Raw genomic sequence first — 26,145 nt, 5'->3', positions numbered from 1 at the left:
TTATGAAAGTAAATAATTTCACCATTCGCCCCATACGGCCGGAGGATACTGCCCGCATGGCCTACATCATCCGCGAAGTGATGACCGCCCACGGGGCTTCCGGAGAAGGTTTCTCCATCCACGATGCTGAAGTGGACGATATGTACACGGCTTATCAGGCTGACCGGTCGGCCTACTTTGTGATTGAGCGGGAGGGGATCATCTACGGTGGTGCTGGTATTGCCCCACTGCTCGGTGGCGACGAACACACCTGCGAATTGAAGAAGATGTACTTCCTGCCCGAAGCCCGTGGCAAGGGGCTGGCCGTTGCCATCGCAGACCGCTGCCTTGATGCGGCCCGTTCCTTCGGTTATCAGCGTTGTTACCTGGAGACCATTACCGAGATGGCTGCTGCCAACCGGTTTTACCAGCGATATGGGTTCAAAGCTCTGGACGGGCCAATGGGGGCGACCGGGCATAGTGCCTGTTCGGCGTTTTATGTGATGGAGTTGTAACGGTAAGGCAAAACATTTTTAGCCCCACTTACCGTTTTATGCCGTGTTATGTCCAGTTCATTCTTCTCTTCACCATGTATACCCCACTGTCAAGTCAAAACGCAATGGATTGTCCCATTCCCATGTTTGATCCGTTCTGGGGTCTTTGACAATACGATTGAAAATAGCCCGGTCAATCTTCTGAAAGTTGGCTACTCTGGAGTGCAGACCTATTATCAATTTACCAAGCCTGTAATTTACCCCAAGCCTCAATTGTATATCGTCCAACTCGAAAGTACCCTCTGAGTAAGGAAAAACTGCTCTGGACCGCTCCGTATGATCGATGCTCCTAAACACAAGAAAGCTGGAGGCTAATTCCCCTGAAATGAACCAGTGATCTCCTAACTCATAGAAAGCCAATAGAGACAGTGGTGTAAGGACCTTTTTATACCTATTTAGTAGCTTTAAAAAGTCTGTATCAAATTCACCCGGCTCTAAAAAAAATTTATGATCAAAAGGCCGAATAAATGTTGCTTTTTCATAACCTAATCCTAGCCCTAAAAAACTGCTAAATCTCCTGCTGCGCAAGACTTTTCTTCTCGCCTTTACTCCAAAATGGTAGGTGCCCCAAAATTCTGGCTGGGTTCTCAATAAAGTTTCTCTTTCTGGCCTTGCATAGTCGAACAGTCTTTTGTCATGTGCTTCTATTCCGATATTTGCACTGACTATCCAGTCACCCAAGCCCTGGGCTTGGCAGCATACTGCCTGGATGGCGAATAAAACTCCGAGCGTTAAAATCTCCTTTTTCATAGTTCATCTTTTTTTTCGCAAAAAATGAATAGTGAAATACTTACAAGACTATTTGAAAGCTGAACTGAGCGCCAGAATAGCTACAGCAATTACCGGTTTGACAGTAAACTACTCTCTTGTTCTGTATTTTTACTTTTATGTTTGAGCGATGATCAAATTTACCCCCACTCCCCCGCGACATTTCAAAATTTTTGGGCTTTTTTTTGAAAAAAACATTGTAGCTGGTATAAATCTGGTGGCAAAGGATGTAAGCTACAATAGATTTTATTAATGTAGGTTTTGTATAGACCATGGATTAGGATTTTTTGCCAGATCAAAGAGCGCCCGGAACCTCGTAGCCTTAGCTACGAAGGTGAGGACGTGATGCAGAGCTGGCGAAAAAGGCAATTCAGGGGCACACAAAATTTACTTTAATAAAATCTAATGGTTTTGCTGTAGCGGCGCAGCATTTGTGGGGGTGCTGATCAGGGTTCAGGCAAAGCGATCGGTTGTGAATTTGGAGGCAGGCTGCCTGGGTTAGAGCCTTGCAAGAGCTTTTTCCTGGCCCCTTACAGGCTCTTCGGCAGGTTTCCCCATGTAAAGCTGGGGCAGAGCTCCTGGAAATGCCCAGGCTTAAGCTCTACACCAGCTAGCAGACGTCCTGTCGGGGAGCTTTCTCCCGGTCTTTGCTGGGAGCCGGCAGGTTTTTCCACACTACACGGAAACTATAGCAGGTAATATAGCTTATTGATGCCAAAATATTCTAACTCATTATCACCAGCTCCTGACCCAAGAGACTGCAGGTAATACCGGGAAAAGCCCAAACTGGTAAAGCTGTCTTTCTCCTCTCTCATTTTCATCAAAATAAATATAGTATGGATTGATTCGGTTATAGGAGTTGTACAACCCAACTATCCATTTCCGTATGCCTTTTTTCATTGTTTTCTCTACCTGCCAGCTTAAATCAAGGCGATGGTAATCTGGCATTCTAAAGCTATTCCGGCTCCCATAGTAATGGGCTTCGTGATAATCCTCCGACAAATGAAAACCGCTGCCGGGGCTACTCCCAAAACCCAGCGTATGTATATCAAAGCCCCCCTGGGCTAACGATAGGGCATCGCCTGAGTGATAGACCCATAGAAAAGATAGCCTTTGGTTGTCTTTGGGCTTGAAGGAAATGCTGAGTGCTAAATCATGCCTTCGATCGTAACGATAAGGAAAGGAAAGGCCATTATTGAGTTGTGGAAATGTCCGCTGGTGCCTTGATAGCGTATAGGAAATCATTAAATCCCATTTAGTCCAATGCTTTTTAATGAAAGACTCCAATCCATAACTCACGCCCTTGCCTTCGGCAACAATTTTGGATTCCCAGTCTGTAGCCCCTCTAAAGAAAGAAGTTCCCTCCTGAAAGGCAATTAAGTTGGTGAGTGTTTTGTAATAAGCTTCCAGCTGTATTTCCCATCCCTTATGGTAAAACCTTGTTCCTGCAGCATACAGCCATGATCGCTCTACAGGTGCAACCGAGGATGCAGGCACCCAAATGTCTACGGGCAACCCACCACCACTATTAGAAAGCAGGTGCAGGGGTTGTACCATTTGGCTTATCGAAAGGCTGTGTTTCCAAGTGGGAGATGGCTGGTAATTTAGCAGCAATCGCGGTTGGACGGAAAGGAACTGATAGTCTTCCCTGCGGACGTCGGAAACAAACCAATTGGCATGCACCCCAACATTGGCAGACCAGTTCCGGGGCAACTGGATATTGGCTTCTGTATAAAAACTCAGCTCGTGATTAACCGTGTTGCTAACCGAAACAGAGGTATCAACACTATTGCCTTCTATACTCCCCTTGAAGCGCTCTATGCTGGGTTGGAAGTTGTGCCTGGTAGCCCTTATTCCGGAAACTACGTTTACTTGGTTGCTTAAGGAAAAGTCTGCACTGGAATGAAAAATAAAATCAACGATTTTCGATTGGAATTGATTGATTTCGTTTGTCTTGTCTCCAGTTACTATTTCTTTACGTTCAAATTCCGATCGGGTACCATAACCAAATGACGTGAAGGACACAGCGTTACTCCATACCCATCTTTTGCGCAGATGGCGCCACCTTAAACCAGCCAGTTGGTTTCCCCACCTGATCCTGGTGGTCTCTCTGGAGGTATACTGTGGGTTGCTTCCCCTGAATTTGAGCCGAATGTTGTCTCCACCGCCGTAGTAAGAGAAGTATAACTGATTGTTATTATCCAGTTTATGCTTTATTTTGAGATTAGCATCTAAAATGCCGTAACTCACTCTTTCATCCTGGCTATTGATGATGAGTTGAGCACTACTGTAAAGTAAATCTAAAAAGCTGCGCCGTGCAGAAAAGTGAAAGCTCGTCTTTTCCTTTTTGAGGGGTCCTTCTATAAAGAGCCTTGAAGAGAGTAAGCCCAGGCCTATTTCTTTTTTGACTTCCTTATGGTTGCCATCTTTCATTTGTATGTCAACTACCCCGGAAACACGCCCTCCGTAGCGAGCAGGAAAGCCTCCTTTATACACTTTCAGCTGTTGGATAGACCGGGGCTCAAAAACAGATAAAAACCCGCCCAGGTGTGCAGGGAAATAAATAGGAATATCATCAAGGAGAATAATATTTTGGTCTGGTGTGCCCCCTCTTACATACAAAAGGCTGGTCCCCTCCTTGCCTCCTGAAATTCCAGGCAGAATTTGTAGTGCTCTTAGTACATCGGCTTCTCCAAACAAGGTAGGAATACGTTCTATCTCGGAAGGGCTAAGGGTGGCCATACCTAATTCAAGCTGATTCCGTGTCGAGTGGGACGTTACTTCAACGGTCTGTAAGGACACTCCTGCCCGGAGGCCTATGTTCAAAACGGTATCCTTTGTAGCTTCTAACCCCAGGGATGCGGTTTCGTAACCAACGTACTGGACTTGCAAAACGAGTGTATCCCTGGCAGGCAGCAATAAGTTAAAATAACCTTTAGAATTGGTCACTTCAACGAGTGTTTTATCTTGATTGCTTACCAGTGCGCCAATAAGGGATTCCCCGCTACCTAAGTCTGTCACGATTCCTGATACATGGATCGTTTGGGCAAATGCCAAGCAGGCTGCAAAAACAAATATTAGTGCAATGAATAAGCGGGAAATACTTGTTTTCATTGTTCATGTATTGGAAAAATGCCTTCGTGGTAGCCAGCGAAAATGCCAAAACCATTAGATACATTTGAAAATAAAGTGAAAGGCTCCGCACCAAATAACAATTGCAGTTCATTGTCAAACTGATTATCCGTCGATTGATTGTGCCGATGTCTGAACCATGATTTCCGAAAGCGGTAATAATCTTCACTGACTGTACGGAAAATGAGATAATACTCGGACTGGTTATTACGGTATTTGCCTTTAATCCAGCGATTACCGCTAACCGAACTATGTTCAAATCTCAATTGCATTTCATAAGGCCCTCCATTTATCAGCTCATCGCTAAATACAAAGGAAGATGGGGCGTATACTAAATCCCCTTCTCTATTTAAGACAGCATCAGGAATGGCTATGTCATGCAAATAGCTTAGATAAGTGGAGTCTTTCAATTCATCATAGAAAGGATGTAGAATCACGAATTCGTAGTAATTCTTCTCGCTATCGGGATCGAAAAAATGAAGATTAATATCTATGTATTCGTTTCCATCTGCACTTTCCACAAAAAAGTACGTTGCGTGATCAATTTCTACTTTTGCAGGAGGCAATATGGCAGAAGCCTGAATTTTATGGTAATCCGTTTTTACTAAAAGTTGGTATAGGTCGCCGGAAACCAGGTTGGAACCAGTGTACCGATAACGGCCACTACCCTGATAGGACAAGGTATCCATAAGCTGATCCTGGTGCCATAATTCAATTATAGCATCCTCTTCAGGAATAGCTTCGGGTTGCAGAATAGATCGAAATTTGGTCAAATATGCTTCAAAATCATCAGAAGTGAAGAAACAAGACAGAATCAACTCCTGCGAGTTCTCTTCATCAAGGGGCAGATCAAGTGGTTTGGTGCAGCTCATCAGTATGGAGCCCGCTAAAAAAATGGGGAAAACGCCCTTTGGTATAGACATTTTTTCACAGCGTTTCAGTTACTCAGGTAGCAGAGTACTTTTACTTGGAATAATTTATTGGAATAATTTAATCGATCGGGTAAAAAGAAAACCGGCAGAAGCGCAGGAAATTGCTTCCGCCGGTTTTTTTAATTTTTAGTCAGGTTTTCAGGATCAACCGTCCGTCAACTGATAAGTCGTTACAGGGTTAGAATAGCTTTCAAATAACTTGCCATCATGGATTCTTTCCGTGAATAAGCTGGGGCAGAGCGCAGTGGAAGTGCTTGGCGCAAGCTCTACACCAGCTAGCAGACGTCCTGTCGGGGAGCTTTCTCCCGGTCTTTGCTGGGAGCCGGCAGGTTTTCCTAAAAATTACCATTCCAGTTGGGGCAACCGGGCATAGTGCCTGTTCGGCATTTTATGTGATGGAGTTATAAGTGCGATCCTTGGTACTGTTCGGTTAGTACGTAAATCGTCTGCATGCGGGCAATCTTCCAAGCGCCCTTTTCACGGACCATAAAGCGGGCTTCACGGGCCATCCCCTGTGGGATTTTTTTAGTGTAAAAAACCCAAGCTGTCTTGCCAAAATACTCAATGTGGTAATCCACTTCCACTTCCGGTACTGCGATAGGCTCAGGATGCTCCCGAATGTGGTCAACGGTATTCTGCCGGATTGCCTCCCAGCCTGAAAACACTACAAAATCAGTATCCCCTGCATACATTTTGGAAGTGTAGCTGGCGTGGGACCACTGCCCCTCCCATTTTGAAAGGTTGCGTTCGCAAAAATAACGGGTTTCGTCTTTCAGCGTTTGTATAATCTGGCGTTCGGCGGCCTTCGAAGGCAACCAGGCCGTTTGGCAAGCTGTGAGCCACGAGAGGAGGGTCAAGGTAAAAACAACGTACTTCATCTGATTTTTTCTTCAAAGCTAGTCTTTGGGCAATAGGCCTGATAGTAAAAAGACGACTTTGCCAGCTACCATTCCTGTCAATAGGAGGCTGCTTCTTTAAACCCGCCCAGCGCAAAACCGGCCTGCTTCGCTAACGCTAAAATCCGCAGGACACCTGCCGGGGAGACTGCGCCAACAGAGCCGGGGAAGTGCTTGCATTGGTCCAGCCCCATGATTAAGGTCTCGCCCATACAGGCAAATACATGCCCGTCCGGCAAAGGGATACCACCTATTTTAAAGTCTTCATTTCGTGGCAGCTGAATGACGCCTCCCTTGAGTACAATGATTTCTGGCCATATCGTTCCCACTGATTCAGCCACATCCGAAGGCACAGCGAGGTCGCAGATGATTTTGGTTGTTGGCGATAAATGTTCCGGAAAGAGAACGGGCATGCTGGAATTGGAAGAAGCCACGATTATTTCACAGTCTTTCACGGTATCTAACCGGTCTGTAATGTCAATCTGTAGTTCGGGATACTGCAGAGATAAGGTTTGCCGTAGCCGGGCGACTTTAGGATTTTGCAGCAGCCGTGGCACCAGCACCAGGCGCTTCACCTCACCTGCCAGAAGGGTGGCATAGGTATTGGCGATATTACCGCCGGCACCGACTACCGCTACAGCGGCTTCCCGCAATTGCACCTCCTGTATCCGGGCTGCCCGGGCGATAGCCTCCCACCCAAAACCTACGGTTAGTGAATTTCCGGTGGTTACCGTCAGCCCCGGGCGTTCCAGCCGTTTTCCATTTTTGGTCAAAATAGAGGTGTAACCCCCTAATCCCAGTACCTGGCAGCCTGCTGCTTCAGCCAGGCTGGCGGCATGCCTGATCTTATCAACGATCCATTCATAATCCCGGGTGCGGTAGGCCGACTCTATAAGGCGGGAATCTAAGAACAAGCCGATAAAGCTCAGGTGGGTGGTGTCCCCGTTGACAGAATGTACATTGACCTCATCAAAAACCACCGGGTCCAGGAGTTTGGCGGTCCGGTCTAACAGGTGTTCCAATTCGTGAGCGGACCAGTCCGCAAAGGAAGCATCCCACAATGACAGATCCCTGGCCGTAATAAAGTGCCCCAAAAAGGCGACCTTCTTTTTACCGGCAGGCGGCTGATGCTTGAAGGTATTTTGATGGCTATAATCTTTTGCAGCGGCGGCTTTGCGGTGTGCGAGGTGGCCAATCAAACCTCCTGCATCCGCCCGTTCTATCCGCTCGCAAACCGACCGCAGCCCCCTGAGGAAGCGGGACAGGTGCGCCTTGGAAACATAAGCAGAAGGCTGCACCCGGATGGTATTTGGATTGCTTAGCGTTGGCATGACACGGATCTGATGCCGCTCCAACAGATAGCTGGCTATGACATAACCCAGATAGGCCGTTCCGGCAAGATTGCGCAACAGGTTGGAAGCCGAGCGGCCGGGGGCATGAAATTCAATACCCAACATAAGGCCACTGCCCCGGACGGATTTGAGCACTTCGGGAAACGCCGCCTGTACCGCCATCAGCTCCTTTTTCCAGTAAGCTCCCTTTTTAGCGCATTGTGCTGCCAGGTCTTGCTCTGAGATGATATCAAGTACAGCATTGGCAATAGCCACACTCCACCCATCGTCAGAAAATGTAGAGGTGTTCAGCATGGCAAACTCAGGGACAAACCTTTCTTCTTTGACCAGAAGCGCTCCAATCTTTGCTATGCCGCCACCAAGCGCTTTAGACAAACAGATATAGTCCTTCCGCAAACCAATCTGATCTGCTGCAAGCAAGGACCCGGTACGGCCCAGTCCAGTCTGAACCTCATCCACAATAATGGGAATACCATGCTGTCCTGTGACGCTGTTGAGCCAATCCACAAACTGCTCCGGTAAAGGCACCACGCCAGCTTCGCCCTGAATGGGCTCTACGATGCAAAAGGAAACTTCATCAATATGAGCATACGCCTGCTCCCAGGTATCCGGCTGGTTCGGGTCAAGAAAGTCAATTGGCAGGCTTTTTCGTTGAAAGGGCTCATTATGGGCCTGAGCAAATGGCAGGGTGCCCAGTGACTTGCCATGATAGGCATTGTGGAGCGCCCAGCACCTCGTTTTCCCATTCTCCAGACTGGCATGTTTAATAGCAGCTTCAACGGTTTCTGCTCCGGTATTGGTCAGTATGGCACAATACGCTCCAAATTGCTCCCGCAGCTTATTGTTCAGGGCTTCCAGCCCTGGGCCAATCGTACCCTGAGCAAGAACAGGAGGCTTTGCCTGAAAATACTGCATCGCTACAGCTACCAGCTGTTCGTGGAAGTGCCCCAGGAAGTTCGCTCCATATCCGCCAACCAAATCCAGGACCGCTCGCTCTGAAGCCCCTTGTTTTTGATAGAGAATGTCCCCCTCTGCCCGGATATAGTGGGCATCAAGCCCTAAAGCTTGGAGTTTTTCTTTTAGCGCACTTCGGTATTTATTAGATTGGCCATGGCTGGAGGGGTTATCGTAAATCATAACTATTGGGGTTCAGGATGAACAACAAGATAACGATTCCTGAAAATATCTTCCTATCTTCCGGGTACAGAATTCAAGGACACATGCCAACTTCGGAGCTTGTCAAAACGACTAAGGTAGCGGATTTGCCTGACGACTGGGACCGGCTTGCCACTTCTTATTTTCAAAAAAAAAGGTTCCTCAGCCACTGCGAAAAGTTCAATGCCTGCCGGCAGCGATACTACCTGCTCTATGAGGGGGCTACTCTTAGAGCCGCCGCTGTAGTATATACTTTACAGATCGACCTGTTCACTTTCTCGAGCCTCAAAAGCCCGGTCAATATGCAGGTTATTGGCTTACCCGCATCCGTATCTGCACCCGGAGTAATGGGAACTCCCGGGTTTGCTGCCGATATTATACAACGGCTTTTAGCTGTGGAGCGCGGGCTCCTGCTGGGCGTCAACCTTGCGCCGGAACTGAGGGTAGCCCCAGGTATTTCGATGCCGATTTTACCAAACTTAATCCTGGACCTCAGGCAGTCAAGCTGGGCAGACTACCAGCGAAGCCTGCGGTCATCTTACCGGCGCCGGCTTAAACGGATTACGGCCAGGTTTGACCAGGTGGAGCAGGTCACGACAAATTGCGATGCGTTTTCTGCCAGGCATTACCAACTATACCTGGCTATACTGAAACGGACGCCCTCCCGGCTGGAGACCCTGACGGAAGCATTCTTTAAAAGCCTGCCTCCGGCCTTTCAGCTGACTACCTATTATTTGCCTATTCCCACAACAAGCAGCTCGCCTGACGCTGATCCTGAGCGGCGGGAACGCTCTACAATGCTTTGCTGGTCCATCACCTGCCGGGAAGCGCACTGCTGTTATTTCTTTTTTGGTGGTATGAACTATGACCAATTGGAGCTTTACGACAGCTACTTCAATAACCTTTTTGGCATTTTGAGAATCGCTTTGCAGCAAAAATGCACCCAACTGGATTTGGGGCAGACGGCAGAAATACCCAAAATGCGCCTTGGGGGAGCCCTAATCCCCAAACAGATGTTTTTGTACCACCGCCGCCCGGCTATCAGATGGATGCTACGCCAACTAAAGCCGCTAATTGGCTACCAGGCTGTATTCCCGGAAGTTCATGTATTCAAAAAAGGCTTATGAGTATTCGCATCGAACAGGCCATTAGTCCCCGGCAGATTAGAGCGTTCATTCGCTTTCGCCACAAACTGTACCAGGGCGACCCCAACTATATCCCTGAGCTCAACTGGTCCGAACGCAACTTTCTGGGCCCTAAGAACCCCTTCTTCAGGCACTCCCGGGCGGCTTATTTCCTGGCTTATAACGGTAAGCAGATGGCTGGCAGGGTTGCAGCTATTTACAACACCATGCACCTGGAACGGTATCAGGATAGAACTGGCTTTTTCGGATTCTTTGATGCGGTCGACGATCAGGCGGTTTGCGATGCCTTGCTCCATGCAGCTGGCAAATGGCTGGCCAGCCTGGGCATGACAAGGATCATGGGCCCGGAAAATTTTACCACCAACCATGCTGTAGGCATACTCACCGCAGGTTTTGAACAACCACCGGTTGTGCAAATGCCTTACAATAGGCCTTACTATGAGTCCCTACTCAACAACAACGGAATGACAGAGCAGATGGAACTGCATGCCTACCGTTTTGAGCAAGTAGACCTGCCCGCGGATTTCATGAAGCGGGCTCAGACTATAGAGGCCCGGCTCAAGTGCCACAATATCCGGATCCGCCCTGTCAACTTCAGCCACTTTGGTGAAGAAATGGAGCAGCTGCGCCAGGTGTATAATGCAGCCAATGAAGGGCACTGGGGATTTGTGCCGCTTACGGTAGCAGAATTTAGATTTCTAGCGAATGACCTTCGGAAAATCGTGCAAAAGGAAAATGTACTTCTGGCAGAAAAAGACGGACAACTCATCGGTTATATGGTCACCGTACCTGATGTCAATCAGATCCTTCGGAAAATCCCGGAGGGCAGGCTTTTTCCCTTCGGATGGGCCAAACTCCTGGCCAAGCCCCAAATCAACGGTGCCCGCTTGCTTATCCTGGGTGTTTTGCCTGCTTTCCGGCGCATGGGTATTGACTGGTGTTTTTACGCAAGAACGTCCCGGTTCTTCACCGAAGCCGGAATCAAATGGACCGAAGCCGGCTATGTCATGGGCAACAACCTGATGATGAACCGCATTATCCGGAACATAGGTGGGAAGCCAGCGAAGACGTATAAAGTTTTGGCCAGGCTCATTTAGACTGTGTTGCTTGTTCACAGTTTACAGCACCTTGGCTGCATCAACTGAAGGCCGCATTCTGTACTTTTTCCTGCACGGTCCATTCCTCTGTTTCAAGGGTTGAAGCTATTGATGCCCAATCCCGGTAATCCAACCCTGGCACAGGTTCGCCCTTGTACATGGCTTTCGCCAGCTCACGGGGGGTATGGTGCCGGTGCGCAGTCAGGAACTGGAACATGATCTTGATCATACCTTTCCAAATCCGGAAGTAACGGAAGGACCATACCGGGGGGCGGGTGCGAAGCGCATACCGGTCTGCCCGGCTGATATCAAGCATCGTCCGCATATACGTTTTCAGCAGCCACCGGTAATACTGCTTTAGCGGCATCTTGGTTTCAATCAGCATATGCGACAAGTCCCAGAGCCCATGCGCCTCTCTGGGTACCGTAATCCGGTCCTTATACAAATCCCAAATCAACGTGCCGGGCATTGGGGTAAGTGGGGAAATGTTGACGTAATACAACTTATTGCGCTCAATAAATGCAAACAGATTTTTCCATTCCTGCTCGGTATAGTCCGGGCCAGGTATAAGCGACCCGTAGACATCAACGCCGTACTTTCGGCATACTGCGATTGACTTTTCGTTCAGGTCAACGGAGCATTCTTTGTCCATCGAATCCAATTCCGGATTCGTCGTGGCCTCCAGGCCAATGAAGACAGCAGACAGCCCGAGTTCTGCCCAATCTGCGATAATATCTTCGTTTTCCGCAATATAATCAGCGCGGGCATACACCAGATACTTCTTTTTTATGCCGCGCTCCCTGATCAGCGCTGCCAGCTTGTTCAGGCGGGAGGACTTGATCAGAAAGATATCATCCACAATATAGACATCCTCTGCCTCAATCTGCTCGAGCTCTTCCACAATGGATTCCGGGCTTCGGGCGTAAGGGTGCCCGTCTGTGATACGCCAGGTGAAGCAAAAGTTGCACTTGTACCAACAGCCCCAGGCCGTCTTCATGGTGGCAACAGGCCGGTGAAAAATATAGTAATATCTATGCTGTAAATGAGCGACAAGGTCACGCCTTGGGAGTGGCAGGGTATCTGCGTTGGGCATGTAGGCTTTGCCCTTAGTCTTCAGCACCTTATTGGGTCCAACAGGCAAAGCCAGCCCTGATACAGATAACAGGGCTTTATCCTCCCCCAGGGCTTCAACGATAGTGGATATCTGAGAAGTGCCGTCTCCCAGAACGATGCAGTCTATAGCCGGATCAGCGAAATCTTCCGCACAGCGGGAAGCGTGTACGCCCCCGACAATGGTTTTGACTTTGCGATTCCAGATTTTCGCCTTCCGGCAAAGCTTGATCACCTCATTCACCCCGGAAATGTAGCAACTCGTGCAAATGACATCCGGCGAAAATGACCTGAGCCGTTTTGTGAAACCCTTTTCAAGGATCATATCCATGATTTGCACGTCATGGCCTTCCAGGCCGGCAGCAACGTATTCAAGTTCCAATGGCTCACAAATCATTACATTCTTCAATCCGATGGTATGTTTGGGGACAGGCGGGCGAACGAGGAGAATTTTCATAGGAGTATAGGTTTTGGGTGTTATTCAAATAAATCAGGGTCAAACGATTCCTGGTGTAATGCGATTCTTGATGTGCCCCCGGTAATGCAGATTTACCCCGGTAAGGAACAAGCGCATGTAAGGGCTCATATTCATCGGGCTGCCGCTTAGGCGGCGGAATATATTCCTGGGGGTGTACAGCTTTTCGTATAGCTTCCAGTAATTGTCCTGCAGGGCTTCAGCAGTGATGTGCTTCGGGTGGAAGACCACCTTTCCTCCGCTAAACTTTCCAATATCTTTGCTAATCAGCCGGTTCTCAGCCTCCATTTCCTTGTAAAGCTGAGTACCGGGCACCGGAGTGAGAATGTGGACCCGTGGCACGGCGATTTTGTTGTCGACGATAAAGTCGTAGGTCGCATTAAAAGTGGCGTGCTTATCCGCGTCCATTCCAATAATCATCTCGGTGGAAATATCAATACCAAACTTCCGCATCCGTCGGATCTGTTCCTTGTACTTGCTGGGATGGTTGAAGTCTTTACCTACGGTCATCAGGCTATCCTGATTGGTGGTCTCCACGCCTATAGACAACAGCCGGCAACCACTGCGGTAGGCCAGTTTCAGCATTTCCGGCCGGTCTGTGATTTGAATGCTGCATTGGCTCATCCAAATGATTTTCTCAGGAATGAGCGCTGCCCACAACTCCGCCGCATAGTCCCAGTCCACGCCGATGTTGTCATCAATAAAAACGATATACCGGCTGCCCGACCGCTTGGCTTCCCGGACATCCCGGACGACCTGATCTACAGGGCGTTTGCGGTACCGCCGGCCAAAAAAGGTTTGGATGGAGCAAAAACTGCAAGGAAAAGGGCATCCCCGGGTAGCTTGAACCGGCCTCCACATCCCCAGTTTACGGGCATTCATCATGTCGTAACGGGGCAATGGCAGGGTGTTGATATCTGGTGTACGCTCCATCCGGTAGACGGGCTTCAACCGGTTGGCTTTAAAATCGGCAATAACCTCTGGCCAGACTTCCTCTGCTTCGCCTATCACCAGTGCATCGGCGTGCTTCAGCGTCCATTCCTGTTCGCACAGGCTTGCCGCAATTCCTCCAATCACCACAGGCACCTTTTTTTCCCGAAATTGATCCGCAATCTCGTAAGCCCGCGCCAGACCGGAGCCCATACCTGTCAGGCCGACCAGGTCCCAGTGTTCCCCAAACGGAATATCTTCGGAGGTTTCAGATACCAGCGTAACATCGGCTTCATCCTCAGGCGTAATGGCCGCAAGCATGGGTAAAGTCAGCGCTGGAAGATGTAGTTTTTTTTGCTTGATGGGGTTGCCCTGATAATCCAGTGCGGTAGGGGCAACGAGCAGGATTTTTGGTTTTGAGGACATAACTGGGGGACTTGTTAAAAACTAGGTATGGCTTATTGCCAAAAGCTCAGCATACCAGTTACAACATCAGGTCAATGGCAAAACGGAGCTTTTGTCAAATTTCCAATTGTCACTGGTGAATTTAATAAAATTATCTGACACCAATGCCCTTATGTACAAATAAAACCAAACACTAGTACACTGTGTATTAAGTTAGTGAGTATTTTGAACGAGGGTATTTTTTCCTCAATCAAGGCGCTGCGGAGTCTCGTAGCCTAAGCTACGAAGGCGAGCACGCAACGATGAGTGAGGGAAAAAGAGCCCTTCAAAATGCTTAAAAATTTATTACACAGTGTACTAGTTTCGCTCTTGCGAATCTTCCCAGGATAGCAAGCTGAAAAAGTCCCTTTGTGAATTACCGCACCACCATCAGGCTAGCCCCCCAGCGCTCCGGTCCGGCGGCAGCCTCCAGGCGATATGAGCCTGCGGGCAATTGGGCGACGCTAAAGGTGGTCTCCCCCATCTCAACCGCTTTCCAGTCCCTGACTGGCTGACCGGCGGCGTTATACAGGGTGATATGCTCAGCAAAGGCAGGCACCTTAAGCGTAACCTCCGTACGGGCCGGATTCGGAAAACAACCGAAAGCAACCGGTACTGCCTGAGCAGCGGCCGGTGCCTCCGGCTGATCTGAGGTACAACTGTAGAAATCGTCGATCTTTTTAGTTTGTGTTTGTAGCCAGGCGCTCAAATCCGAGCGCACGGCATTACCTGACAAGATAGGCCGGCGGTGCAGCTCGGTACTGCCCGGAGTATCTTCCAGCCAGGCGTACTGCCCACCGGTTTGCAGAGCCATACTTTGCAGGAGGTACTCTCCCTCTGCATCCAATCCGCTACAGGCAATGGGCCACAAAGCGACTCCTTTCTGCGCAGCCCACTGAATGGCACGGCGCATTCTTTCTGCAGCCTCAGGCGTCCGGGCAGGTTTTGCGTCCGTGAGGTAGACGAGTACCCGGGCTGGGGCAGCGGTATCCCAATCCGCATGCGCCAAAGCGGAGAGCAAGAGCGTATCCATAGCTTCCTCATCGGGGCCGCCGCCAGCTGCCTGAATGGTGAATGCCGGGGCTGAGCCGCTACTGATATCCTGAATGAGGAAACGCTCGCCTGCATCTCTGGCAAGATAGATGGGATGCTCCTGAGCGGTGAGTGAATTCAACAGCCCCTCGAACTCATCCCGCATGGAATGGGTGGCATCCAGCAAAAAACGGATGTCCGCTCCCTTGAGTTCCTGGCAGGGCACGTCCAAAACCAGTGTTGCCGTTTCTCCGGAAGAGAGATTGCCGTCAATCGCTACAGCCATTTCCCGGTTGCCCAGGCTGACCACCAGTTGCTTAGCCGCTCCGGTGCCCGGTACCCACGCTACAGCGGTTCCATTTAGGTTGGACCAACTACTCCACAGGGTTGCCCCATCCTTATCATTGAGGCGCACCTGAGCATTGGCTACAGGCTGCCCTTGCTTGTTCAGGACCTTCACCGGAAATGGCAGGGCGTTATTCAACTGCCAGTATTGTTCGTAAGCCTGAAAATCATTTTTAAGGGTAGCCTGCCAGGCCTCCATGGATGGCGGAGCCGCCCAGCTGGAAAGGGGCAGGGTGTCCAGGGGCTGAGTTGCTTGCTCTGCGTGGCCGGCAGTGGTGAATTGAGCCAGGGCAAAAAGCAGTAAGGCAAGGTTCAAAGTCATCTTTTTCATAGCCATTAATTTTGGAGTAGGAGGTTTATTTCTGCCCGGCCTTTGCCAGCTGTGCCGTCAGGTTTTCGGTTTGTTTGATCAGTTCTACAAAGTCTGCCCGGTAGTTTTCCAGGTCATCCTGACGGGCCTGATCGGCCAGTTCCCGGGCAAGGCTGAGGGTAGCCAGCCCTTTATGTTTGGAATCCCGCAGACAATGTGCATAAGTAGCTACTGCGGCAGCGAAGCGGAAGTTTTCAGAGGTTTGTTCAAGCAGTTGGGCATCGCCTGGCAATTCGTGTTTCAGGTAGCGGCTCTGGGACTCGGCCGGCTCTTTGTAGCGGAGATGGAGCGTGCCTAATGGTTCGCCTTCCGCACCCGGTTGGGGCACAATTTCGTACAGGGCTGTTACGGTATGCCCGGCCCCGAGTTCCCCGGCATCCTTGGTATCGTCTTCAAAGTCTTCTTTTGCCAGCAGGCGATTTTCGTAACCGATGAGGCGGTACGTCTGCACGGTAGTAGAATCAAACTCCACCTGCAGCTTCACATCCTTCGCAATCGCAAATAAAGTGCCTGCCATCTCAGTGACCAGGACTTTTTCAGCTTCCTTGATGCCGTCGATGTAGGCGTAGTTGCCATTGCCTTTATTGGCTAATATCTCCAGGCGGTCATCTTTGTAGTTGCCGGTACCAAAGCCCAGCACGCTGAGGTAGATACCTGTGGCCCGCTTTTCAGCAATAAAGGCTTCCAGTTCCTCCGGGCTGGAAATACCGACATTGAAATCGCCATCAGTCGCCAGGATGACCCGGTTGCTGCCATTGGGCTGAAAGTACTGGCTGGCTAATTCGTAGGCGCGGTGTAAAGCAGCGCCGCCGGCTGTACCTCCGCCGGCGCCCAGCTTATTGACTACGTTCATGATCTGCTCCTTTTGGTCGCCGGGGGTAGGCAGCAGTGCCACCTGAAAGCCCCCGGCGTAGGTGACGATGGAAACCCGGTCCTGTGCCCTCAGTTCTTCTGTGAGCAATCCCAGGGCCTGCTTGACAAGTGGGAGTTTGTTAGTGCTGCCCATAGAACCAGAGACATCGATCAGGAAAACCAGGTTGGCAGGGGGTGCATCCACCGGGCTCGCTTCAAACCCCTTGATGCCAATGTGCAGCAGCTGATGCCCTTCCTGCCAGGGGCAAGGACCCAGCTCGGTCTCCACGGCGAAGGCATTGCCTGTCTCCGGCAGTGGGTAGGCATAGTCAAAGTAATTGATGAGCTCTTCCGTGCGCACAGCATCAGCGGGAGGCAATTGCCCGGCTGCAATAAACCGGCGGACATTGCTGTAGGCTGCTTTGTCAACGTCGATGGAGAAGGTGGAAAAGGCTTCTGTTCCCGCAGCGATAAACTCGTTTTCCACGATCTCGGCGTAGCCTTCGCCGGCAGCTGTTGGAGCTTGTTCGGGGATGGCATTGCCCTGCACCCGGATGCCATCCACATAATAATCGGTGGCATTGCTGCGGGAGCCGCGGATTTTCAATTCATTCGAAGCCTTGGCACCCGAGACGCCAGCAGTTGTTGCAGCAAGGCTGTTGATGTTGCGGGTGGGCAAATTTCTTATTTGATCACTGACTATTGTCGCTCCCTGCGTGCAATTGTCCTGCTCCACCAAGGGAATTTTATAGCTGGTCACCACTACTTCATCCAGGTTGACCGCATCTGCAGTCATTTCTATATCCAGCTTATTGGCTTTGCCTGCGTAGACGAGCACCCTTTCGATACGTTGCTTCGTATACCCTACGTAGGAAGTTTCGACGGCGTAGGTGCCGGGATCAAGACTGGCAAAGTGGTAATAGCCATCGAAGTCGGTTTCCGTACCGGTGATGAGCACACCGTTTTTATAAAGCGCTACTGAACCGAAAATAATCGGCTCACCAGTATCATCGGTCACCTTTCCGGAAAGAGAAGTTTGAGCGTAAAGGGGCAGGGCCAGCACCCAAAGGGCCAGCAGGGCCGGTAGTTTTGTTTTCATAGCTAATCATTTTCACCGGACAGTAACTTTACTGCGTCCGGAATTGGTGCCAAGATAGCCGCATTCCCCGCCGGGCGCGAACCGGATTGTGGGCATATGTCAGGTTGCTAAAATCAGAAAGAACACAAAAACACTTTTTAAATAGCTAACTAAAGCGCAATACGTCAGCTTCCTAAGCTATTTAAGAACCGGTTCAACTCCTCCTCCCGGAGCTCATCAGCAAGGGTATGCAGATGCCCCCGGTATTCCATCCCCAGGTATGCTGCGGTCTTCGAAAAGGGCAGCCAGAAATCCTCCCCCAGATTATTGCCAATGGAAACGGCAATGGCAGCCATAGCTTTACCTCTGAGCTGCCGCCCCAGGTCCTGCTCAATGGTGAGCAGGTCGGTGAGCCGGTCAAAGAAAACTTTCATCACACCGCTCATGGCGTACCAATACACCGGAGTAGCCAGCAAAAACAGGTCATACTGCCCGATAAGCGCCCGCATCAACTCCAGGTAGTCGTCCTCCCGGTTGGCATGCTCGTAATCGTAGTGGCTGATGTTGTAATCATTAAGGTCGATGACTGGCCAGCCGGACAATTGAGCCAGCATTTGGACCAATCGGGCGGTATCCCCATCCCGGCGCGCACTGCCTACGATGATCACTCCTCTCATTGCACCTGGATTTTTGCCTTACAGCTCACTTCGAAATTACAGGAATTTGCAATAAAGCAGAGCTGATGTGCCCACTCGTGCAGTGCCTCCGCTTGTTCCTGTTTTGCGATTTCCACAATGGTCACAAATGGGCGCAGCTCCACCCATTCGAAATGCCCGCCTCCATCGGGCGTTTGCAGCATTTGCCCTGACGGCTCATCTTCATAAGCCACGACGGTGATGCCCGCTTCGGCGCACAGGTGCAGGTACCAGAGCTTATGGCAGGCTGAAAGGGAAGCGACGAGCATCTCCTCCGGGTTGTAGCGTTCCGGGTTGCCACGGAATGCCGGGTCAGCACTGCCATACAGGGTGGGCTTGCCAGGCGCGTTGATTTCGTAATCCCGGCTATAGGCGGTGTAGTTCCGGGTACCGCTGCCGGTGTTGCCGGTCCATTGGAGGTGGAGTTGGTAATGGTGCTTTTTCATACTCCAAAATTAAGAACATAGCCCTTATATCGCCCCAACCAGTACGGCAAAAACCGGGCAGGCCAGACCGGAAATATCGTTGTGGTTTCAAATTTCGTTTGTATTTTAGAAACAAACCCGGCGATATGATCAATACTCCCCGATGATCCTTCCAAGCTGCGCCAGTGCCGATATACGTTCATCGGTCAGGGGCAGCCCCAGGCTGATCCGCAGGAAGGTATCGTACCGGTCACCTGGAGAAAAAACCGTACCGGGAACGATGCCTATGCCTGCTGCCCGGGCCTTCCGGTAAATTTCCATCCCGTCTTTGCCGTTCCGTAGTGACAGCCAACCGACCAAGCCACCCGGCGGCAAATGGGTATCAATCACGTCCCCCATATACTCTTCAACCAGCTTAAAATGTTGTGCCGCCCGTATCCGCATCTCCCGGCGTAAGCGGCGCATGTGGCTATCGTAGCGGCCTTTTGCCAGAAAGTGCGAAAGCGCCGCCTGGGATAAGCCCGACGTCGACAGGTTATGAACGATTTTCTGTTCGTATATGGCCTCGTAAAAGCGCCCCGGAATTACCCAGCCGATGCGCAGCCCCGGCGTCAGAGTTTTGGATAACGAGTTGCAGTAAATCACCCACCCTTCCTTATCAAAAGTTTTGATGTTGACCGGGCGGTTGCCTTCGTAAAAGAGTTCACCGTAAATGTCATCCTCAATCACCGGCACCTGATACCTGGCGGCCATACCGGCAATGGCTTCCTTGTCCGCTGTGGAAAGCAACGCTCCGTTGGGATTATTGAAATTGGGGATAAGCACTACTGCTTTGACGCGCCCTGATGCCATCGCCTCCCGGAGTACATGCGTCATGGTTCCCAATGGGCCTCCGGAGGGCAGTGGCAGTACCTTCAACCCGAGTACTTCCATGAGGCGCAGGGTACCAAAGTATGCCGGATCGCTTATGGCCACGGTATCTCCAGGCCGGGTCAGTGCGCGCAGGCTGAGTGCCATGGCTTCCATACAACCTGCAGTGATTAGTACCTCCGACTCATGAAAAGCACGCCCCCAGCTTAGCGCCAGTTTGCAAATATTGCGGCGCAGCTCCGGCAACCCACGGCTGTCTGGATAGCGGGTACAGACTTCCGGGTGCGCCTGACAAGCCTTCCGGATGCTTTTATGTATCCGGTCTCCGGGTAGCAGATCATGGCCAGGCACACCCGTGGAAAAGTCAATCAACCCCGGTTGCCGGGATGCTTCCACCACCTCCTGAATCAGGGATTTCTTAGCTACCGCTCGGCTTCCGTCCCCATTACCGGGGGCCGCCTTTGGCAGTTGTTCCTGTACAAAATAGCCTTGTTTGGGCCGGGCCGTAATCAGCCCTTCTGCCTCCAGCTTGTAATAGGCATTGAAAATCGTAGTCGGGCTCACACCCAATTCCCGGCTAAACACCCGGACTGATTTGAGCTTGTCCCCGGGGCGGTAATTACCGTGTTGAATATGGGTTTTGATCTGCAGGTAGATGTCTTCGTAGAGGTATCGTTTGTCACTGATCATAGCTAATAGGTTAAATCATCTTTGCCATTTAACAATGAAGGCCTAAAAATCGTGCAGTCCAGATCCTAAAGCTTTGCTCCTCCAGTATTACCGTGACCGCTGTATTTCCGGGCTTTTGAAACTGATATGCTCAAAAAGCGCCGAACTGACTATTTCCCGGGCTTCTGAAGGACTGTAATTTCGTGCCCATCACCATCAGACTCATTGACTATGAAAGACCTTTTCCTCGTTCTCCTCTTATTCCTGTTTAGCAGCACTGCCGTACTCAAGGGGCAGCAAGACACCCTCAGGCTGGCATTAGACCAGGTCAGGCGGGTACTGCTTACCCAGCTGCAGGTAAATGGGCAGAATGCCTACTTCCTTGTCGATACCGGTTCCGGTATTTCTCTGATCGACCAACAGGAGGCAGAGAGGCTTGACTTTGCCTTTCACCCGGAAAACGGGCAGGGCAAAATCTACGGCCTGGGCGGAACGGCACGGTTCATGGTCACCTCGAATATCCGGGTATCTTATCAGGGCGAACGGCTGCGGGGTTGCCGGTTCTATACCACAGACCTGAGCCTGCTTCAGGATTTCAAGCTTCCCAAACGGTATAAGATATCGGGCATACTGGGCGCGGATTTTTTTCACCGCAACCATGCTATCCTTGATTTCGAGCAGGCGCAGATATTGCTCACCCGGCGGTAAAGCATACTATTTTGAGTTTGAAGGGAGCGCGGTCCATGCTATGCGCCTGCGCTCCCCGCTCAAAGAAAAAGGCGCATGGTACCCCACACGCCTGAGTTTTATTTTTTGTTTTAATTCGTAGAAGGGCACCGGTCCCGCCGGTGCCCGTTTTGTTACCCCAGTACTTCATTCTCTGAAACGAATGGCTGCCGGTAGATGCGCTGCCCGGTAGCCCGGTACAGGGCATTAGCCAGAGCCGACTGAATGGGCGGCAGAGAGGGTTCGCCCAGTCCGGTTGGATCAATACCATTATCCACAAAGAAGGTTTCGATCTCCAGTGGAGCCTCCGAGTTACGGATCAGCCGGTAACGGTCAAAGTTTTGCTGCTCTGGGCTACCGTTTTTTAAGGTGATGGCGCTGTACATCGCATGCCCGATGCCATCGACGATGCCCCCTTCAATCTGATTGCGGGCGGCATCGGGGTTGACCACGATACCGCAGTCTACCGCGCACCATACTTTTTTGATCCGGGGAGTGCTCCCCTGCATCTCTACATCTACCACCTGTGCCACGTAGCTATTGTGGCAGTAGTAGGCCGAAACGCCCCGGTGCAGGCCCGGTGTGGGCTTGCCCCAGCCTGCTTTCTCCTTCACCAGCTTTAGTACGCCGGCATAGCGGGCGGCATCGTAATCGTTGTTCTCCCCAACCGGCGACTGCTGTGCTTTTTCAAACAGCTGCAAACGGAAATCAATGGGGTCCTGCCCGGTGACTTCCGCTATCTCATCGATAAACGCCTGCTCAGCGTAGGCCATAAAGTTGGAACGGGGCGCCCGCCAGGCACCGGTGGAGATATTGGAGCCCAGGTCGTGGTGCTCTGCCAGATAGTGGGCTACGGCACCGGCAGGAAAACGGTTTTCAAAGACCGGGCTGCCATGCACCCCTGCCCCCCGCACGTGGAAGGCCAGCAGGTTATTGTCCGCATCGAGCGCCGCACGGTACTTCACTTTGTAGGCCGGGCGGTAGGTGCCCTGCGTCATATCATCCTCACGGGTGTACACGAGCTTGACCGGTACGCCGGCTTTTTGGGAAATCAGCGCGGCTTCAGAGCCAAAGTTGCCGTACAGGCGCCGGCCAAAACCACCACCCATCCGGGTCAGCATTATGGAGACCTGTGCTTCTTCCATGCCCAACAGCGCCGCTACGGTCTTGCGCAGGGAAGCCGGGGTTTGGATAGGGCCCTCGAGTTCAGCCTTGTCAGCCGTCACATTGGCGTAGAAATTCATTGGCTCCAGCGTATTGTGCGCCAGGAATGGTGCGGCGTAGGTCCGCTCAATCACTTTGGCAGCGCCCTGAAAAGCTTTGCCCGGATCACCATCGCGGCGTGCCGGCTCATCGGCGGCTTTGTCCATGAGCTCAGACAGGGCGGCTTCATGGTCGGCGGAAGACTCCGGAGACTCTATGGTTTCCCACTCTACGCTGAGGGCTTTCTTCGCCTGCATGACCTCCCAGGTAGAGCGGCCGACAATAGCCACCAGTTCCGGGAAAGCGTTGGTATCCGACCACTGCAGTTCGATCCCCTCCGGTGCGGCATTAATGGCAAAGACCTGCTCCACGCCAGGCATATTGAGGACCTCCTCCGCATTAAACGATTTGAGCTTTTGCCCAAAAGCCGGCGGATGGGCAATCATGGCAATGCGCATGCCTTCTTTCTGTACATCCAGTCCGAAGAGCGGCTTACCGGTCACGATTTCGCGGGCATCCACATTTTTACGGCTGGTGCCAATAATTTTGAAATCTTTAGGGTCTTTTAGTTCCACCTCTTCGGGCACTTCCAGGGTAGCCGCTGCAGTCGCCACGGCACCGTAACCAATGGATTTGCCGCTGCTTTTGTGGTGAATGGTGCCCTGCTCAGTGGTCAGTTCGGATACAGGCACGTCCCATTCTTTGGCAGCTGCTTCCATAAGCATACGCCGGGCGGTAGCACCGGCAGTACGGAGGCTTTTCCAGCTTTGACGGATGGATTGGCTGCCGCCCGCCACCTGACGGGTGAATTTTTCGGTATCCAGCCCGGCCTGTTCCACCACGACTTTTTGCCAGTCGACATCAAGTTCCTCAGCCACGATCATGGGCATAGAGGTCTTTACATTCTGGCCGATTTCCGGATTGGGCGACATGATGGTCACCACGCCATTATCTCCGATTTTCAGAAAAGCGTTGATATCGGTCCAGGATTCCGGGATTTCCAGTCCGGTTTCGGGCTCGCGGGCGCAGGATGACAGCCAGCCAAAGCCCAGGAGCATGCCGCCGCCGGCAGCAGCGGAGACTTTCAGGAAGGATCTGCGGTTAACTGCAGTTTTTATAGTAGACATAATTGAGAAGTTCGATTTAGGAATAAGGTTGAAGGCGCAAATGCTTAGTAGTTTGACGGGAATAAATGATACAATTTTGATTCTCCGTCACTTAGCCCATTTTAGCGGAAGCTGTTTTGACCGCTGCTTTTACGCGGGTGTAGGTACCGCACCGGCAGAGATTGCCGTTCATAGCCGCTTCGATTTGCGCATCGGTGGGCTTGGGTGTATTGGCGAGGAAGGCAGAGGCCGTCATAATCTGGCCCGCCTGGCAATAACCACACTGCGGCACATCGTGCTCGAGCCATGCCTGCTGTACCGGATGGTCGCCTTTTTCGGAAAGGCCTTCGATGGTGGTGATGGACTTGTCTCCCACCGCTGATACAGGCAGGGAGCAGGATCGCATAGCAGTGCCATTGAGATGAACCGTGCAAGCGCCACACTGACCGATGCCACAACCGTACTTCGTGCCGGTCATTTGGAGATGGTCGCGCAATACCCAAAGCAGTGGTGTCTCTGGTGCTACCTCTACCGTTTGAGGTTTACCGTTAATTTGGAGTGTAAAGCTAGCCATTGGAAGGAGTTTTGGTTACAACTGGTAAGGTAACGAAAAAACGCCGGAATGGATGTGGGCGGGAGGGGCTTTTGTTGTTAACTTTCCTGTGCAGCTCCCTAAAACAAGTATAAGTTATCCGTTTTCTTTCTACTCATCTGACTTCGTAAGTTCCAACAGGAAATCCTTTGTTCTAATAACCTGTATTGGAGGAAAGCCAATTTGTTTGAGAACCCTGAAATGCCTATCGTCCGTCACAAGATAATGGGCTCGGCCATTTAGTGCACAGTCCACAAACTTATTATCATCTTCATCTTGCGTAATTATTGCCCATTTAAAGTAGACCTCAATTTTTTCTACGTCTGGAGAACGAACCATAAAATTCAACAAGTTTTCAGCTACGGCAAGACCAGTTTTTTCTTCTAATTTTTCTCTGTATTCATTTAGGATTTCTGTAGAAACCAAAAGCCGGATACGTCCCTTCAATAACGAATCAAATATTGGTCTGTATTTGGAGTGCCTCCCTATACTTACAAGCAGGCTATTCGTGTCAAGAACGACTCTCATTGATTACTTGTCATTATCCTTATTATAACTGACCTTTCGCACGCGAAAGGTTATGATAATTGAAAAAATTAGCAGTACTCAGGGTGCTTGGCACAGCAAGCCCACTCAGTGCATGGCACTGAAAAAGCACTCGCATGAACAAGTTAATCAAGGCCTTACCCCAAAAGAGGGGTGGCTAGCCCATCCGGCGGTCCAATTTTAGGGACATAGGCTTTGAGCCTTTGCACCTCTTGAAAAGCCGCCCTGAGGGCATTGACATAAATTTTGGTTTTTAGGGCAAAGTGGTTGGTCTGCTCTTTTGCAGCCAGCAGTTCGAGTTTAGTCCAGGCAATCATGGCAGCAAAAACATGGTTGCACTGGGATGTCTCGTGCTTGGTGGGGGACTTTTCCAGCCCCACGTTTTGTTTGAGCGATTTGTGGAATACCTCCACTCCCCAGCGTGTCCCGTAGGTTGTGCAGATAGCTGGGCCGCTTAGCTCCAGATCGTTGGTGACCAGGTACAAGTCTCCAGTTGAGCCGTCTTGGTTTATAAAGACCTGCTTGACCAACTGGACTTGGAAATCCAGCCCTTTGAGGTAAACAGTAATGGCCTGGCCTGCTTGCAGTTCTAGCCCGTCGACTCGGTGGAACTTGCCTTCCAGCTTGTCTTCCATGCTAAGGGCGACCTTGCGGTTGCTCTTCAAGGCACTGATGAAATGCTTGCCCAGCTCATAATGCACGAACTCGAAGTTCTCCTTGGCAGCAAACCAAGTGTCCCATACCACATAGCGGAAGGGCACGCGGTTGTATTTGACAAGTGCAAAAAGCTGGTCGCGCAGCATCTCGTTCTTGCTGCGGGGGCTGCGCTTCTTTACCTGCCCGCTTTTGGCATCCACGTATTCTTGCGACTTGCGCACGATCTCAAAAGCAACAGGCAGCTCTATACCCTGTGGGCTCTGGTAAAGGAAATTCAGGATGTTGATCCCTTTGGTGTGCCCCGCTTTCGGCTTCTTGGAGTGGTCCCAGTGCCAAGTGACCACTTCATTCTCCGTAGAGTGCGGCTTCTCCTCGATCGTGTCATCTATCTTGATGACCGCGTCCGGGTGCTCCACTTTACGTACCAAAGGCTTTATGCAACGCCAATAGTCTTTTGCCGTGAAGGCTTCCTGCCCTAAAAAACGGCTGATCTTGTCATGGCTCAGTGCCTGATCGGTCAGCTCGGACAAGCCGGTGGCTGTCGCCATGCGAAACGATGCCAGCAGGTAGTCCGAATACAAGTCAAGTAACTTTGGGTCTTTCATCTTGCGCTCCTTTGAGCTGCAAGATAACTGCCCTAACATTATTAATCAATTTTCCAAATCTTTCGCGTGCGAAAGGTCAGTTATAATCCTTCTTTGTCTTCTAGCCAATTATCCATTGTTTCGTTTGTCCAGCCCTTTTCAGTCCATAATTTATCCATCTCATCTGATGCTTTATCAGCAAAATACATAGCAAGCATTCGCTTTATAGCAATGAGGTCTTCGTTACTGACATCCTGACTGTACAACTGAAGCAGCTCAATCTGGAGGTTACTTAATGGCTTATCTAATATTTTCATTTTCCATCATTTATGATCAAGTTAGTTCTTTTTTTCCATCCTTTCAAGATAAACATCTTTGGCTTCCTATCGTTGACCTCATTGACCGGGACATAAGCAAAAGCCCGCA

Annotated in this window: 21 protein-coding genes; 4 read left to right on the top strand and 17 right to left on the bottom strand. The window is 50.7% G+C overall.

Annotated elements, in window-relative coordinates; translation table 11 throughout:
• Positions 1-2: 2 nt before the first annotated feature.
• A complete protein-coding gene (locus ACO08I_RS23080) occupies positions 3-494 on the top strand; it encodes a GNAT family N-acetyltransferase (protein WP_421947237.1) in 492 nt (163 codons plus the stop codon).
• A gap of 69 nt (positions 495-563) precedes the next feature.
• Here ACO08I_RS23080 and ACO08I_RS23075 read toward each other — a convergent pair whose 3' ends face one another.
• The 5 genes from ACO08I_RS23075 to ACO08I_RS23055 all read right to left on the bottom strand — a co-directional run bounded on the left by ACO08I_RS23075 (position 564) and on the right by ACO08I_RS23055 (position 8,750).
• Complete coding sequence (locus tag ACO08I_RS23075; protein ID WP_421947236.1) at positions 564-1,283, bottom strand: hypothetical protein; 720 nt, start codon at positions 1,281-1,283, stop codon at positions 564-566.
• A gap of 753 nt (positions 1,284-2,036) precedes the next feature.
• A complete protein-coding gene (locus tag ACO08I_RS23070) occupies positions 2,037-4,415 on the bottom strand; it encodes a TonB-dependent receptor (protein WP_421947235.1) in 2,379 nt (792 codons plus the stop codon).
• Positions 4,412-5,356: a DUF4249 domain-containing protein gene (locus tag ACO08I_RS23065; protein ID WP_421947234.1), complete on the bottom strand. Its 945-nt coding sequence runs from the start codon at positions 5,354-5,356 to the stop codon at positions 4,412-4,414. Before ACO08I_RS23065 ends, ACO08I_RS23070 begins: the two co-directional genes overlap by 4 nt.
• A gap of 410 nt (positions 5,357-5,766) precedes the next feature.
• Positions 5,767-6,243 (bottom strand): hypothetical protein, encoded by a 477-nt coding sequence (locus ACO08I_RS23060; protein ID WP_421947233.1) that lies wholly within the window; start codon positions 6,241-6,243, stop codon positions 5,767-5,769.
• Between the two features lie 77 nt (positions 6,244-6,320).
• Positions 6,321-8,750 (bottom strand): aminotransferase class III-fold pyridoxal phosphate-dependent enzyme, encoded by a 2,430-nt coding sequence (locus tag ACO08I_RS23055; protein WP_421947232.1) that lies wholly within the window; start codon positions 8,748-8,750, stop codon positions 6,321-6,323.
• A gap of 83 nt (positions 8,751-8,833) precedes the next feature.
• Between ACO08I_RS23055 and ACO08I_RS23050 the strand changes: the two genes are divergently transcribed.
• Together ACO08I_RS23050 and ACO08I_RS23045 are read left to right on the top strand one after the other, a co-directional pair.
• Entirely contained in the window at positions 8,834-9,895 is a 1,062-nt protein-coding gene (locus ACO08I_RS23050; RefSeq protein ID WP_282780102.1) for a hypothetical protein, read from the top strand.
• Positions 9,892-11,010 carry a hypothetical protein gene (locus ACO08I_RS23045; RefSeq protein WP_421947231.1) on the top strand — a complete coding sequence of 373 codons (1,119 nt, stop codon included), beginning with the start codon at positions 9,892-9,894 and terminating at the stop codon, positions 11,008-11,010. Before ACO08I_RS23050 ends, ACO08I_RS23045 begins: the two co-directional genes overlap by 4 nt.
• 40 nt (positions 11,011-11,050) lie before the next feature.
• Here the strand turns inward: ACO08I_RS23045 and ACO08I_RS23040 are convergent, their stop codons facing one another.
• From ACO08I_RS23040 to ACO08I_RS23010, 7 genes are all read right to left on the bottom strand, one after another.
• Positions 11,051-12,577, bottom strand: a complete 1,527-nt coding sequence (locus ACO08I_RS23040) for a B12-binding domain-containing radical SAM protein (protein WP_421947230.1) — start codon at positions 12,575-12,577, stop codon at positions 11,051-11,053.
• 39 nt (positions 12,578-12,616) lie between these two features.
• The gene (locus ACO08I_RS23035) at positions 12,617-13,951 is read right to left on the bottom strand and encodes a radical SAM protein (protein ID WP_282780096.1); all 1,335 of its coding nucleotides are present in this window, start codon (positions 13,949-13,951) and stop codon (positions 12,617-12,619) included.
• Between the two features lie 394 nt (positions 13,952-14,345).
• Positions 14,346-15,677 (bottom strand): hypothetical protein, encoded by a 1,332-nt coding sequence (locus ACO08I_RS23030; protein WP_421947229.1) that lies wholly within the window; start codon positions 15,675-15,677, stop codon positions 14,346-14,348.
• Positions 15,678-15,702: 25 nt separating this feature from the next.
• Positions 15,703-17,667, bottom strand: coding sequence for a YfbK domain-containing protein (locus tag ACO08I_RS23025; RefSeq protein ID WP_421947228.1), 1,965 nt, complete (start codon positions 17,665-17,667; stop codon positions 15,703-15,705).
• Between the two features lie 164 nt (positions 17,668-17,831).
• Positions 17,832-18,323 (bottom strand): flavodoxin family protein, encoded by a 492-nt coding sequence (locus ACO08I_RS23020; protein ID WP_282779465.1) that lies wholly within the window; start codon positions 18,321-18,323, stop codon positions 17,832-17,834.
• Positions 18,320-18,787 carry an OsmC family protein gene (locus ACO08I_RS23015; protein ID WP_421947227.1) on the bottom strand — a complete coding sequence of 156 codons (468 nt, stop codon included), beginning with the start codon at positions 18,785-18,787 and terminating at the stop codon, positions 18,320-18,322. Before ACO08I_RS23015 ends, ACO08I_RS23020 begins: the two co-directional genes overlap by 4 nt.
• Positions 18,788-18,916: 129 nt before the next feature.
• Positions 18,917-20,326 carry a PLP-dependent aminotransferase family protein gene (locus ACO08I_RS23010; protein WP_421947226.1) on the bottom strand — a complete coding sequence of 470 codons (1,410 nt, stop codon included), beginning with the start codon at positions 20,324-20,326 and terminating at the stop codon, positions 18,917-18,919.
• Between the two features lie 210 nt (positions 20,327-20,536).
• On the opposite strand from ACO08I_RS23010, the gene ACO08I_RS23005 reads away from it, so the two are divergent.
• On the top strand, positions 20,537-21,013 hold the full coding sequence (locus ACO08I_RS23005; RefSeq protein ID WP_282779473.1) for a retropepsin-like aspartic protease: 477 nt from the start codon (positions 20,537-20,539) through the stop codon (positions 21,011-21,013).
• Between the two features lie 152 nt (positions 21,014-21,165).
• Here the strand turns inward: ACO08I_RS23005 and ACO08I_RS23000 are convergent, their stop codons facing one another.
• The 5 genes from ACO08I_RS23000 to ACO08I_RS22980 all read right to left on the bottom strand — a co-directional run bounded on the left by ACO08I_RS23000 (position 21,166) and on the right by ACO08I_RS22980 (position 26,036).
• Entirely contained in the window at positions 21,166-23,361 is a 2,196-nt protein-coding gene (locus tag ACO08I_RS23000) for a molybdopterin cofactor-binding domain-containing protein (RefSeq protein ID WP_421947225.1), read from the bottom strand.
• A 91-nt stretch (positions 23,362-23,452) separates the two neighbouring features.
• Positions 23,453-23,914, bottom strand: coding sequence for a (2Fe-2S)-binding protein (locus ACO08I_RS22995; protein WP_044215911.1), 462 nt, complete (start codon positions 23,912-23,914; stop codon positions 23,453-23,455).
• A gap of 129 nt (positions 23,915-24,043) precedes the next feature.
• A complete protein-coding gene (locus ACO08I_RS22990) occupies positions 24,044-24,460 on the bottom strand; it encodes a putative toxin-antitoxin system toxin component, PIN family (RefSeq protein ID WP_282779477.1) in 417 nt (138 codons plus the stop codon).
• 155 nt (positions 24,461-24,615) lie between these two features.
• Positions 24,616-25,740 (bottom strand): IS701 family transposase, encoded by a 1,125-nt coding sequence (locus ACO08I_RS22985; RefSeq protein ID WP_421946784.1) that lies wholly within the window; start codon positions 25,738-25,740, stop codon positions 24,616-24,618.
• 80 nt (positions 25,741-25,820) lie between these two features.
• A complete protein-coding gene (locus ACO08I_RS22980; protein WP_421947224.1) occupies positions 25,821-26,036 on the bottom strand; it encodes a hypothetical protein in 216 nt (71 codons plus the stop codon).
• Between the last annotated feature and the right edge of the window lie 109 nt (positions 26,037-26,145).

This window comes from Phaeodactylibacter xiamenensis, assembly GCF_965229835.1.
GTDB classification, from domain to species: Bacteria; Bacteroidota; Bacteroidia; order Chitinophagales; family Saprospiraceae; genus Phaeodactylibacter; species Phaeodactylibacter xiamenensis.
Note: the sequence above shows the minus strand (reverse complement) of the source record. Positions and strands in the feature narration are given on the sequence as shown.